The sequence below is a fragment of the Pseudovibrio sp. Alg231-02 genome (assembly GCF_900143565.1).
In the GTDB taxonomy this organism is placed as follows: domain Bacteria; phylum Pseudomonadota; class Alphaproteobacteria; order Rhizobiales; family Stappiaceae; genus Pseudovibrio.
This window is the reverse complement of sequence record NZ_FREX01000004.1, coordinates 37035-49323: the sequence shown is the minus strand read 5'-3', so window position 1 is coordinate 49323 and position 12289 is coordinate 37035. Positions and strand designations below refer to the sequence as shown.

At 54.2% G+C, this 12289-nt stretch carries 11 protein-coding genes; 6 read left to right on the top strand and 5 right to left on the bottom strand.

Annotation, left to right across the window (positions count from 1 at the left end; all coding sequences use genetic code 11):
* Positions 1 to 59: 59 nt before the first annotated feature.
* Positions 60 to 617 carry a cytochrome b gene (locus tag DHN43_RS12535; RefSeq protein ID WP_108818810.1) on the top strand — a complete coding sequence of 186 codons (558 nt, stop codon included), beginning with the start codon at positions 60 to 62 and terminating at the stop codon, positions 615 to 617.
* A 29-nt stretch (positions 618 to 646) separates the two neighbouring features.
* On the opposite strand, the gene DHN43_RS12530 is transcribed toward DHN43_RS12535, so the two are convergent.
* Entirely contained in the window at positions 647 to 2254 is a 1608-nt protein-coding gene (locus tag DHN43_RS12530) for a hypothetical protein (RefSeq protein ID WP_108818809.1), read from the bottom strand.
* Between the two features lie 134 nt (positions 2255 to 2388).
* On the opposite strand from DHN43_RS12530, the gene DHN43_RS12525 reads away from it, so the two are divergent.
* The gene (locus tag DHN43_RS12525; RefSeq protein ID WP_108819029.1) at positions 2389 to 2685 is read left to right on the top strand and encodes a phosphotransferase-like protein; all 297 of its coding nucleotides are present in this window, start codon (positions 2389 to 2391) and stop codon (positions 2683 to 2685) included.
* Here the strand turns inward: DHN43_RS12525 and DHN43_RS12520 are convergent.
* The 4 genes from DHN43_RS12520 to DHN43_RS12505 all read right to left on the bottom strand — a co-directional run bounded on the left by DHN43_RS12520 (position 2666) and on the right by DHN43_RS12505 (position 5164).
* Positions 2666 to 3295: an LpxA family transferase gene (locus tag DHN43_RS12520; RefSeq protein WP_108818808.1), complete on the bottom strand. Its 630-nt coding sequence runs from the start codon at positions 3293 to 3295 to the stop codon at positions 2666 to 2668. The two genes, DHN43_RS12525 and DHN43_RS12520, sit on opposite strands and share 20 nt — an antisense overlap.
* A complete protein-coding gene (locus tag DHN43_RS12515; protein WP_108818807.1) occupies positions 3292 to 3984 on the bottom strand; it encodes a ceramidase domain-containing protein in 693 nt (230 codons plus the stop codon). The genes DHN43_RS12520 and DHN43_RS12515 overlap by 4 nt, the downstream gene beginning before the upstream one ends.
* Before the next feature lie 87 nt (positions 3985 to 4071).
* On the bottom strand, positions 4072 to 4785 hold the full coding sequence (locus tag DHN43_RS12510) for a sulfite exporter TauE/SafE family protein (protein WP_159096844.1): 714 nt from the start codon (positions 4783 to 4785) through the stop codon (positions 4072 to 4074).
* A 127-nt stretch (positions 4786 to 4912) separates the two neighbouring features.
* A complete protein-coding gene (locus DHN43_RS12505; protein ID WP_063292918.1) occupies positions 4913 to 5164 on the bottom strand; it encodes a hypothetical protein in 252 nt (83 codons plus the stop codon).
* A 231-nt stretch (positions 5165 to 5395) separates the two neighbouring features.
* On the opposite strand from DHN43_RS12505, the gene dsrO reads away from it, so the two are divergent.
* The 4 genes from dsrO to DHN43_RS12475 all read left to right on the top strand — a co-directional run bounded on the left by dsrO (position 5396) and on the right by DHN43_RS12475 (position 11753).
* Entirely contained in the window at positions 5396 to 6115 is a 720-nt protein-coding gene (gene dsrO, locus DHN43_RS12495; RefSeq protein WP_108818804.1) for a sulfate reduction electron transfer complex DsrMKJOP subunit DsrO, read from the top strand.
* A gap of 3 nt (positions 6116 to 6118) precedes the next feature.
* Complete coding sequence (gene nrfD, locus DHN43_RS12490) at positions 6119 to 7102, top strand: NrfD/PsrC family molybdoenzyme membrane anchor subunit (RefSeq protein ID WP_108818803.1); 984 nt, start codon at positions 6119 to 6121, stop codon at positions 7100 to 7102.
* A 12-nt stretch (positions 7103 to 7114) separates the two neighbouring features.
* The gene (locus DHN43_RS12485; RefSeq protein ID WP_108818802.1) at positions 7115 to 10195 is read left to right on the top strand and encodes a molybdopterin-dependent oxidoreductase; all 3081 of its coding nucleotides are present in this window, start codon (positions 7115 to 7117) and stop codon (positions 10193 to 10195) included.
* 454 nt (positions 10196 to 10649) lie between these two features.
* Positions 10650 to 11753, top strand: coding sequence for a DUF1217 domain-containing protein (locus DHN43_RS12475; RefSeq protein WP_199914806.1), 1104 nt, complete (start codon positions 10650 to 10652; stop codon positions 11751 to 11753).
* Positions 11754 to 12289 lie beyond the last annotated feature (536 nt).

Here is a 12289-nt window from a genome sequence, read left to right as displayed (position 1 = left end):
GCGCCTGAAGCACAACTGCAAACAACACGTTGCTGCCATAAGAAGAACTGGCAGAAACTATGACTGATCAACAATATGTGCGCTCCGCCCGGATCCTTCACTGGCTAATGGCCCTTGGCTTTTTATCCATGTGGGTGACCGGCTACATCATGAAGCTGGACTCTCTGGAAGATACCCCCTTGGAAGAAAGCCTGTTTGACCTCCACATCTCTATGGGTGTGACCTTGCTGGGCCTGTTGTTGCTGCGCGTGGCTATCCGCTTGGTCAACAAACCGCCTGCATTGCTTGCGGGCCTGACTTCATGGGAAAAAATCGGCTCCCATCTGGGTCACCTGGGCCTGTACCTTCTGCCGCTCGTCACCATGCTGGTGGCTTGGGCCGAGGTTGATTTTGGCGGCCACGGTGTGAAGTGGTTCACCATTGGTATGCCAAAGATCTTCCCAACCATGGAAACCTTCGCCGGTATCAATCTGGAAGACACGACTGCAACAGCACATGAGCTGCTGGCTTGGTCTTTGCTGGCACTGGTCGCTGTGCACGTGGCCGCTGTTCTCAAGCACAAATACTGGGATGGTCACGACGTCATGGGCCGCATGAGCTTGCTCAGCAAAAAATAACAGGACGCGGGGGAGGGCTGATCGCAGCCCTAACGCCGAGGGCGCATTGGGGGCAGTCCCTCGGCATCCGCCTGAGCTTGCGTTTTGGCTTCTTTGAGCAGCGCATCCAGCGTGAACATGGCGGTCTTCATATCCTGTAATCTGGCGGAGGCTTCTGCCAGATTGTCTTGTTTTATGGCCTCTTCCACCCGCGCGATTGAATCGTCCGCCATGGCTTTGTAACTCAGAAAGTCCGCCAGCTCGCCTTTGTACTTGGCGCTTTTGCGCAGCACCATCATGGCGACGATATCTTTCTTTGCCTTGCCCACCTGCGCTGTGTATCTGGCAGCTTCTTCCTCTCGTTTTGAAAGCTTTGCTGACCGTGGACGCTGTACAGGTTCATCCTCGATAATCTGTTCACTTGGCGGTGCTTCTGCGGTTGGCTCTGGTTTAACCTTTTCAGGCGGCGGGTTGAGACGGTCTAGCGCAATTTTCATGTTGGCGATGGTTGCGTTCAGGTCCTCCAGCATATAGCGGGCGTCCTTCACACGTCCGGTGGTTAGAAGCCGCTCAATCTGGATGGTGAGTGTTGAGGCGGTGGCGCTATAGCCTTCATAGTGGCGGAGCTGCTCCGGATTCAGGATCGTGGCTTTTTGCGCATCCAGCCCTTCGATTTCTTTGCGAGCCTCTTTCACATCCTGCAGGAACCCTTCCACCTGAGCGGCAGTGTTGATGCCACGGGTAAAGGCAATTTCCAGTCCGGTCATGGTGATGTTGGCATTATCAAGCATGTCCTCAGCGCGGCGGTATTCGCGTTTGGCGTAGAGTTTCTCTGCCTCCACAATGTAGGCGCTCGCCCTGTTATGCAGTTTTTCAAAGATCACCAGTTCCTCGGTGTCTTTGAACGAGCCGGAGCGGATGTGAAACGCACGCAAGTCTGAACGGGCTTTGGTGATCTTCTTGCCAAACTTGAGCGAAGCCTCCAGCTCCGGTGCCGCAGACTGGATCGCGGGTGCTTCCTGCAACCACGCGACTACCGCCTTCATCTTCAGCAGGCTCTTTTCAAAACTGGCAATTGCCTTGTTGGCATCGTCCACGTGAGATGCGCGGTGGTGGGTGGTGATCTGGTCAAAGTGCTTTTGCACCTCCTGATCAGCACTCTCAAAGCTGCGCAGTTTTTTCTGGTAGTTCTTATGCTTGCCCGCCAATTCCATGAACTGGAAACGATGCTCCTGAAGCTGGCCATGGGCGTTTTGTAACAGTGGGATCTGGTCGCCAATCACAGCAAGCGCGTCCTCAAACTCACTTACATAAAAACTAAGCGATGTGATGCCTGCGTTTATCTCCGCAACAAATGGCTGGATATCGCGCGTTTTTTTGGACTTGGCAGAGGTGATTGCCTGACGCGCGGCCTTATGTGCTTTCTTGAAGCCACCAAAGAGGGCACGGCAGAACTTGATAAGGTTGCCCTGCGCATAAAGCTCATCGACTTTCTTCTCCAGCATTGCAATCTGCTCGAAGTCAGTGACAGCAGGATCCGGGGCATCCGTTTCCTCGTCTCCATCAACCAGATCATCCTCCGGAAATGTCCATGACATATGCCGATAGAAATCTTCAGCCCATCTCTGCTGCTCAACACTCAGCTTCTCAACCGGCATCAGCCTCTCCAACCCAAAGCAATCCACGCGCCGGATAATGCCTTGATTGCGCTGGTTTTCGGGCAAATTTCACGAGCTGAGTGAAGGAGGAGTTGATAGGTGGAACGGGTTTTGTCTTAATCTATAGGTTTGTTATGCTCTCCGAAAAGGGGAGGCTGGATGTGATGATCGTCGGCGTCTTTTGCCCACTGGCAGAGATTATGCAGCGCCGAGCTGGCAGTGATGGGAATTATCTCACGGCCAATGAGGAAGGCGAAATCCCGTTACCCGTCCTTCGCTGGCAGGAAGAGGTTCATAAGCCGGGGATTTATGATCTGGAACTGGACACTTCGATGTTGAGTGCAGAGGAGTGTGCGGAAAGAATTCTGAATGTGATTGCGTCAGGCGCAAAGTTTAATGCCAGAGACAAGCTTATAGCATCGCAGGTATGAGCTGCTTCGCCTGTTGATCGATCGAGGTCAAGCGGGGGATGGCACTATCTGGTTTCAGCAGGGTGCCGGGTGCGAGAACGGAGTTTGCGCCGACCTTGCTGTTGTCACCGATCAGGGAGCCGAATTTTCTCACGCCTGTCGGTATCTCGTTGTCATCCTGAAGGAGCGTAATCTCTTTCCCAGCCCATTCATTGCGGTGATTGGCGACCACAACGCCGGCTTCCAGATTGACGTTTTCGCCTAAAATGGAATCTCCCAGAAACCCGAGATGGGCGAGTTTGGAGCCTTTGAGCATGAAGCTGGACTTCGCCTCACAAAACGGGCCAACCGCGCAGCCTTCATCCAGAAACACGCCTCCGCGCAGATAACTGCGGGAGGACACAAAGGCGTTTGGTCCGATGATCACTGCGTCTTTCAGCGTCGCCCCATCTTCCACCACGGCGCTTTCGTGAATAGCGATGCTGTTGGTGATGCGGTACGAGCTATCAAGGCGAGAGATCATGCCCTGAATGATGCTTGCAGCGTTCGTCGTCATTGCCCACGGTGTGTGTTCAAGTCCTGCGAGTGGTGAGTTCTCCCAGTTTGCAATGTAGTCACGCAACCGGATCATTGAGCCTTTCCTTGTGGCGGCATCTTGAGAACCAGCGCTGCGAGGAGGAAGCCGATCATCAGGCCGTTGAGCAGGTGCCACATGAAGTGGGTGCCGAAAGCGACGGAGAAGCAGAGGGCCATGTCCACGGTTCGGAACATCAAAGAGACCGCAAAGGTTGCCGTGGCGAGCGTGATATAGGCCCGAGCCGGGTGCTTGCGCAGGTGCATCAGCAGGGTTGCGATGAGCAGGGCGACCATTGCGGGCAGGTATTGCAGGGAGCCGTTGAAGGGATCAGGACCAGCATCGATATCCGTCAGTACAGCATCCGAGCTGAACCAAAAGATAGCGGCTGTGATGCCCACTGCAATGGCACTGGCGCGCAAAGTGCGGAACAGGTTTTCGCCGGTTGCACGGTAGATCACCATGATGATGTAAAAGGCCACAAAGCTCCAGATCGGGATGACGTCAGCCATCTCTGACCAAGTGTTTGCAAATGTATGAAACAGGAATGAGCCAATACCAATAGCAGCCGCAAGCGCGATCAGCACCAGCTCTGCGATGCTCGGGTTGCCCCGTTTGCGCACCAGATAAAGCGCGATCAGAGCAGCCACAATAAAGCTGAGATTGCTGAGCGCATTCAGCGGTTCATTCCAGAACCCCGGCGCGGTTCGCTCGCAGTAAAGGTCAATATAGTCAGCAGGAAGCATCGCAATGTCTCAATGGAAGTCAGAGGCTGACAGAGCAGAAAGACTAAATCTGTAATTCTGCCGATTGTAGGGTGCGACCTGTAATATTCAAGGCATAATCATGGAGATGCCGGAGCCTGCCAGAACCAGATCAATCACCCTATCATGATGCTTTGAGCTGAGCTTGTTCAGGATCGCTTTGGCTGCATAGGTGCCAAGGGTGATTGACCCGCCCACCAGTGCCCCGCCAATGAGGATGTCCGTGCTTATGACATTGAGATAGCTGAAGGTCGCGGCCTTGGAGCCGAACACGAACAGAGATGCGGCGGCTTCAGTTGCGATCAACGCGCTTTTGACGAGGCCGAAAGAAGAAAACACCGCCAGACTCAACGGGCCAGAGGAGGCGACCAGTCCGGTGATGAACCCGATGAGCGTTCCGCCAAACACAAGGTGGATTGGTTTGGAACCGATGTTCTTGGAGCGCAGCAGATAGCGCACGGGAATGAGTACCAGAAAGAACAGGCCAAGGATGGTGCTGCCAACGGATTCCGGTATGGCAATCAGCAGGTTCGCGCCCAGAGCAGCCATGGGAATGCTCGGCAGCGCGTAATAAAACACCGCGCGCCAGTTGATCTCACTCCACCACACAATCACGCGCCCGCAATTGGCGATGAGTGCGGCAATCGCCATGATGGGAATGGCCGCTTTGGTGCCAAACACAGCCACCAGAATAGGCAGCAGGATGATGGATGACCCCGTGCCAACAATGCCGGACAATACCCCGGCAAACACGCCTGAAACGGCAATAATCAATATGCTCAAATGAGGAACCCTTGGAGAAAAGAACATTCTGAAAAATCTTCTGATCTGTATAAGAGTGACTGCCTCATGATGCAATTTGCTTGAAGAGAAGCTGCATTAAAAAATACAGCTTCGCTCCTCTAAACGGTTAAACAGAGTTTAGGCGGACAGGGTTGGGCGAGAGCGGAGAGACGCGCGCCTGATAGGTGGAATGAACTGGCACAGTAAAACGACCAGAAATCGGGCGGTCACCAGCTCCCGGTGCGGACCGCACCAACGGTATTGAGGCAATTGATGTTTCGCGATCGATGTCTCTCCAAACACCAGCGACCTGATGTTGAGGTTGCCAGACGCCTGATGGCACGGCCTGCCAGGCAGCGGTAAGATTGATAGCGGGCATTATTGTTTTCCTTTATTCACCACGATCATTTGTTCGTGCAGCATGCTTATGTGCTGCTCTCCTATGGACGAATGAGACGCGCATCTGTGATGACTAAGGGTTTGTTCTCTGGTGTTGCCCCGCCCATCTAGGGGAACTCCCCTAAGCCCGCAGATAACCTCCCCAATATTTTTGTTGCTGGCCTCCCGGTAGCTTGGGAACAACCCAAACCGTGACACTCCGGGGGGAGACATGAATTCAAGACGTGAGTTCCTCAAACTGGCCATGGCAGGCTCAACAGCTGCAGTGGCGACGCCGGCAGCTGCAAGCGCACAGGCAAAGCCCAAGCGCTGGGGCATGCTGGTGGATCTGCGCAAATGCATCGGCTGTCAGGCCTGCACCGTGGCCTGTACCATTGAAAACGACGTGCCCGCAGGCCAGCACCGTACCGCTGTCCCCATATATGAGCTGGATGGCCCGGATGGTCCAAGTCAGGCCGTGTTACCGCGCTTGTGCAACCATTGTGACGAGCCGCCGTGCATTCCGGTGTGTCCGGTCAATGCCACCTATAAAACAGATGAGGGCGCTGTGGTGGTGGATGCCGAGCAATGCGTGGCCTGCGGCTACTGCGTGCAGGCGTGCCCTTATGAAGCGCGCTTCATCAACCACAAAACCGGCGTTGCGGACAAGTGCACGTTTTGTGTGCATCGCACGTCTGTTGGCTTGCTGCCGGCCTGCGTTGAAACCTGCGTTGGCAACGCCCGCGTGTTTGGCGATCTGAACGATCCGGAAAGCGAAATCCGCAAGCTGATGGCGGAGCATGAAACCAAGGGCCTGCGACCTGAGTTCAAGACAGGACCAAACGTCTATTACATCGGGCTGGATGACAGGCTTGCCTCAACCGTTGCAGTTGGCGGGGGTGCCCGTGATTTGCGCCAAGGTCTTGAAACGCCTGCACATGGGGAGGTGTGAGTTATGCCTGCTGTTGATCTGATGTCTTTTGATCATGAAGCCGTCTGGCGGCCCTGGGCGGTCGCTTACTTCCTGCTGGTGGGTACGGGGGCAGGTGCTGCGTTGCTGCTGGCTTATGCTCGTCTTGTGCGCGTTGCAGAAGCCAAAGGCGCGTTGATTGTAGCTGCCAGTTTTGCATTGGCCTCCGGTTTGCCATTGCTGGCGGACTTGCACCAGCCTGCACGTTTTATGCACTTCTACAGTGGCTCTGCGCCCGCTTCCATCATGTGGTGGGGCAGCTGGTTCCTGCCGCTGTTTATCGCCTCTACGCTTTTGCTGGCGTTCATGACAGGCCGTCGCGGCAACGCGCCCATGTGCGGCGGTGAACGTATGCTGACCATGAGTGTCGGCGCTCTGGCCCTCTGCATTTTAGGGTACACGGCTGGTGAAATGAGCGTGGTTGCCGCGCGTCCTGTATGGAACACACTCGGCTTCCCCATTGTGCTTATTCTGACCGCCCTTATGAGCGGTGCCGGTGCCACCATGACCATTGACAGCCTCAATGGTGAGAAGGGGGAAGGCCGCTACATGCTGGTGGTGACAGGTGCCGCCACTCTGGTCGCGTTTGGCCTTTGGATGCTGACTGACTCCAACCTCTCAACTCTGGCGGCAGACTATGCGCCTGTTGGCTTGTTCGGTGCATTCATCATCGCAGGTGTCGTGGTTCCGGTGGTTCTGGCTGTGAGTGCAAAGGCCTCTTTGTTGCTGCGCGGTGTAAGCGGGGCGCTGGCCGTGTTTGGCGCATTGGCTTTCCGCTGGTCCACCTTCAACGGCGCGCAACTCATGTCCAAAACCGAGACCGCATTTTACGGCTATGAAGCCGCCCTGTCTCAGGACGCTCTGCGCACGCTGGCCGGGTCTGCGGGCCTGCTGATCCTCAGCCTGATCTTTGTCACGCTTCTCATCAACCTGCTGGCCGTGCGTGCCAGCAAGCAAACTCAAGCCTAAGGAGAGCCAGTTATGACTATTTCTCGCCGTGGTGTTCTTCAAGGTGCAACCGCTCTTGGCGCAGCTGGCGCTGCCTTCTGGGGCTTTGCTGAAACGGGCAAAAACTTCTATCAGGGCGTGCTGGGGGATGCGAAAGCCAAAGGCATCGCCGGAGGGGCTCTGCCACCGGAATATAAGGTTGATCCAACAACCGGAGAGGTGATCCTCAACCCTGATCAACGGGTCGGCTACACAATGTGCATGGGCTGCACCAGCGTTTGCGGCATCCGTGTGCGGGTGGACAAAGCCTCTGGCGATATTCTGCGCGCCACCGGCAACCCGTACAGCCCACTCTCCACCAATCCGCACATTCCATACGACACGCCAATTAAAGAGGCGATCACCGGCCTGTCTGCCTATGGTGAGCAAGGCCTCGCCGGACGCTCCACCGCCTGCGGGCGCGGCAATGCTGCCATCGCCAAGCAAAACAGCAAGGAGCGTATTGTCAAGCCAATGAAACGCGTTGGCGAACGCGGTAGCGGCCAGTGGAAGGAGATTTCCTGGGACCAGCTGATTGAGGAAACCGTTGAGGGTGGTGACTTGTTTGGTGAAGGCCACGTGGAAGGCCTGCGTGCGATCCGCGACCTGAAGACACCGCTTGATCCGGAAAATCCGGAATATGGCCCTAAAGCCAACCAGCTGGTGGTGATCCCGGTGTTCAAAAACGGTCGCCTGATGATGGCTGCCCGCTTCGCCAAAATGGCTTACGGCACCCGCAACTTTGTGGGGCATCGGTCCTATTGTGGCCTGTCCATGCGGGCTGGTTATGCGGCCATGCTGGACAATCTGAAAAAGCAGCCACACCTGAAGCCGGACTATCGCCATGCCAAGTACATGCTGTTCATAGGCACGGCCCCGGGCAATGCAGGCAACCCTTACAAGCTGCAGGGCACACTGATGGGCGCTGCCCGTGGGCGTGATGGGGTCAAATATGCAGTGGTGGACCCTGTTCTCACCAACTCTCAAAACCATGCGTTTGGCAAGGACAATACATGGGTTCCTATCAGGCCGGGCACCGATGGGGCACTGGTGATGGGCATGATCCGCTGGATCATGGAAAACGAACGATACGATGCCAAGTTTCTGGCTCAACCGTCCGGCGCAGCAGCTCAGACGGCAGGGGAGGCCAGTTGGTCCAATGCAACGCATCTGGTCATTGATGATCCAGAGCATCCAAAAGGCGGCTCATTCCTGCGGCAAGGAATGGTAACAGCTGATCTGGAAGAAGATGCTCAAAAAGCACCAATGTGCCTTGATGCGCAAACGGGAGAGCTTTCTCCTGCAAAGGGCCGCCCTGCCACACTGTTCCACCAGGGAACCGTGAGACTTCTGGATGGTTCTACTGTGCCCGTAGCCACCAGCCTGAGCTTGCTGCGCCGGGAGGCACTGCGCAAAACGCTTGCTGAATATTCAGCAGATTGCGGTGTGCCGGAAGAGCGCATCATCTCTCTGGCCCGCGACTTCACCAGCGTTGGCAAACAGGCAGCTGCCGATTGCCACGGCGGCACCATGCATGCAGCAGGCTTTTACACCGCCTACGCCATCGTCATGCTCAACGCACTGGTTGGCAACCTCAACGCCAAAGGCGGCACCACAGCTGGTGGCGGTCGTTTCAAGGATGTGCAGAAAGGCCCACGCTATAACCTGCTTGCCTTCCCCGGCAAGGTGAAGGTGAAAGGCGTGGATGCAGGCCGCGGTGGCTTCGCCTACGAGAGAACCAGCGAATTCAAGCGTCTGACTGCGGAAGGCAAAAACCCATATCCGGCACAGGCGCCATGGCATTCTTTCACCCAACCCATGGGCGCGCAATGGCTCACCTCTGTGTTGGAGGGGTATCCCTACAAAGCCAAGGCCGTGATCACATGGTCCTCCAATCCGGTTTACGGTGTTGCGGGCATGGAGAACGACGTCAAAGAGAAGATCAAAGACACCAAGCGCTTGCCGCTGTTCATCGCCATTGATCCGTTCATCAACGAAACTTCACGTTTCGCCGATTACATCGTGCCGGACCGTGTGTTCTACGAAGCATGGGGCTGGGCCTCTGCATGGGGCGGTGTGCCAACCAAGGTCTCCACGGCCCGCTGGCCGGTGGTGGATTGTCAGACCGGCAAAACACCGGATGGCCGCCACATGGATATGGACAACTTCTTCATTGATGTGGCCAAACGCATGGATCTGCCGGGCTTTGGCGACAAAGCCATACCGGATGCGGACGGCAACCTGCACCCGCTGCACCGCTCTGAGGATTTCTGGATGCGTGCTGGGGCTAACGTGGCGTTTGATGGCGGCGCTGTGCCGGAAAGTGATGACGCCGACATGACGATCACTGGCGTGGATCGTATCCGCGTGGACTTGGAAAGCACGTTAAAGCCAGATGAATGGCGCCGTGTTGCCTATGTTTACAACAGAGGTGGTCGCTATGAGGATGCGGCGAAAACCTACAAGGGCGAGACATTTGCTCGCTCCTACAAAAAAGGCATTCAGGTCTGGAACGAGACTGTCGGCACCGCGCGAAACTCCATGACGGGCAAGAAGTTTGTTGGCTGCCCAACATGGCAGGCCCCAAGCTTTGCTGATGGAACTCAAGTGGACAAAGCCTTCCCGCCAGATCTATGGCCCTTCCGCGTTGTCAGCACCAAATCCCAGCTGCGCTCTTCCAGCACCGGAGGCAATCCGTATCTGGATGATCTCAAGCTCTCCAACGCCATCGCCATCAACACGGTGGATGCGGACCAGCTCTCAATCAAAACCGGAGACTGGATCACCGTCATCTCCCCAAGCAACCGCATCAGCGGGCAGGCTTTGGTTCGCCAGGGCATCGCACGGGGCGCCATCGGCATTGAGCACGGCTACGGCCACCGCGAGCTGGGCGCGCGTACCCACAAGATCGGAAAGGTCATTTTGGAAGGACATTCTGAGCGGGGCCTCGGCACCAACAGCAATGACCTGGGCTACACCGACCCAACCAGCAAACGCCCGGCCCTGCTCGCCGACCCCGTCGTCGGCAGCATAGCCCGTCAGGCTCTCCCCGCGCGTATAGAAAAAATGAGCTAATCGAACTCTGGAGAATACCTAGGGTTCTCGTAAAAAGAATACGCCAACAAAAACATCAGGCACTGCCCCCAGCGGTGCCTGATTGCAACAAACAGCCAAAGCCAAACGCCCCACCAACCCGGTATGAGGCACATCTCTCGCAGAAAAACTCCCACGACCCTCGCCCAAAGTGGCGGGGGTCTTTTTTGTGGGGGAAGGGGGGCGAAGTTAAGTGAGGCGATTCTCCAGCAATTGTTTAAACACCTCGAGAAGGTCCAGAAACTCAAGTTACAAGGCTGGATAACGGGCAGGACCAAACTCTGCATGGCTTGAATTCTCTGCCCGAAGTCCAATCATTACAATGGCTTAAATAAACCAGTCAGTAGAAAAGATCAGCGCCAAAGTTCATCAGGTTCAGACAAGACAACCGAGTCAGACTACCCCAAACTGTTTTTATGTAATCAGGTTCAATTCAATGGATACTCATCTTCGATTTTCAGTGCTTAATCGCGACTTGCCTGCTGCAAAAGATCGAACAGCAAAAGATCCAGAAATTGCACGCGAGATTCAGTACTACGAAGAAAATTTTAAGAACGTAGAGACCGTTGACGATCTTCTAAACGATTATCGCTTGTATAATTTCATGATGAAAACGATGGGCCTTGAAGACATGGCCTACGCGAAGGGCATGGTCCGAAAAGTTCTGACTGAAGGAACGTCAGACGAAAAAGCGCTAGCGAACACACTAAGCGATGGTCGATTTAAGGTATTGGCTGAAGTATTTCCCTTTAATAAAGACGGAACCATCGAAGGTACTTTCGATTGGTCGACTAAAAATGAAGCTCTGGATAGGAAAATCGTTCGATATACAAATGTACCAGGTGAAAAAGTTGAGGATATTGATCGACTTGCCGATTATTACCAGCAAAAGATGCCGCGAGACGTCATTTTTACAGTTCAACTTTTGGCAGATCCAGCACTCTATAGAGTGATAACCACTGCCTATGATGTTCCTGATGAGATCATTCGTGGTCCAAAAGATGAGCGGGTTGAATGGTTCGAAGAAAACTTTGATATAGATGAGTTGAAAAAACCTGCTGAACTCAAAGATGCAGTTGAGAAATATAAAGACAAGGTAGAAGCGCAACGAGTCGAGAACACAAAAAACATCGTTGAAAAGTATATTCAAGCCAACTTTGAAGAAGATGAAGGCGAGAAGAACGAAGGCGTAAGACTTGCACTCAACTTTCAAAGAACAGCAGCAGACATCTCGGATGCATATGAAATTCTAGGATCCCCGGCTTTGTACCAGGTCGTGCGAACCGTACTTGGTATGCCTGAGTCGATGGTTGGCACCGATGTCGACAACCAGGCCGCAGCAATCAATGAGAAGTTCGACATTGAGAAGTTTCAGGACCAGAGGGAAGTAGACAAATTTGTCAAGAAATTTGTGGTTCTGTATGATGCTCAAACTGGCGCTGGTGCTGTTCCGACCGTTCAGCTGTTTGCAGGAAATTCTAATGCTAGGATATCCGAGGGCATACTTACTGCTGTTAACGCTCTAAAGTTCGGTGGCTAACTTCGGTTTTGATAGTGGGAACATCTTCTCTTGTTTGAACAGCGTATAGCACTGCGAGCTAAATTACATTGTAAAATGTTAGCGAACGTCTCGCAGCGGTCCTAGTATGTGTGTTGGCTAGGTCAACCTATCCTTTGTTCCCCCGTTCCTTCAATTGGTTCATTTTTGTTTGTTTGATGCGGGCTGCTCAGTTGTTGAGCGGCTTAGGGAGAAGAAGATCAGACTGAATATGACGCGCAGTATCAATTAAGGCGTGCTGGAATTGGTGGCAGCCAGAATAGGCATCACAATCACACCAGATCGTTCCGAGGAGACCAATACAGCTTCGTGCCTCCCGTCTACTAATTCAAGCATCAGGGATAAGATCTTCTTTCCAAAGTACAAGCAGACCAAGCAATTAGTAAACGACTGATTACAAACCTTGGCTGAGGCTCTGGCGTAGCGGCTTCGTCAATTTCACGATGTCTTCTTTTTAATAAATATTCGCTCGATAGAGGGGGAATAGTGAAACATAATCTCATGGCGTAAGTGATATC

Coding starts and splice junctions, on each gene's coding strand:
- DHN43_RS12535 (WP_108818810.1), top strand. CDS start 60: ATGACTGATCAACAATATGTGCGCTCCGCCCGGATCCTTCACTGGCTA.
- DHN43_RS12530 (WP_108818809.1), bottom strand. CDS start 2,254: ATGCCGGTTGAGAAGCTGAGTGTTGAGCAGCAGAGATGGGCTGAAGAT.
- DHN43_RS12525 (WP_108819029.1), top strand. CDS start 2,389: ATGCTCTCCGAAAAGGGGAGGCTGGATGTGATGATCGTCGGCGTCTTT.
- DHN43_RS12520 (WP_108818808.1), bottom strand. CDS start 3,295: ATGATCCGGTTGCGTGACTACATTGCAAACTGGGAGAACTCACCACTC.
- DHN43_RS12515 (WP_108818807.1), bottom strand. CDS start 3,984: ATGCTTCCTGCTGACTATATTGACCTTTACTGCGAGCGAACCGCGCCG.
- DHN43_RS12505 (WP_063292918.1), bottom strand. CDS start 5,164: ATGCCCGCTATCAATCTTACCGCTGCCTGGCAGGCCGTGCCATCAGGC.
- dsrO (WP_108818804.1), top strand. CDS start 5,396: ATGAATTCAAGACGTGAGTTCCTCAAACTGGCCATGGCAGGCTCAACA.
- nrfD (WP_108818803.1), top strand. CDS start 6,119: ATGCCTGCTGTTGATCTGATGTCTTTTGATCATGAAGCCGTCTGGCGG.
- DHN43_RS12485 (WP_108818802.1), top strand. CDS start 7,115: ATGACTATTTCTCGCCGTGGTGTTCTTCAAGGTGCAACCGCTCTTGGC.
- DHN43_RS12475 (WP_199914806.1), top strand. CDS start 10,650: ATGGATACTCATCTTCGATTTTCAGTGCTTAATCGCGACTTGCCTGCT.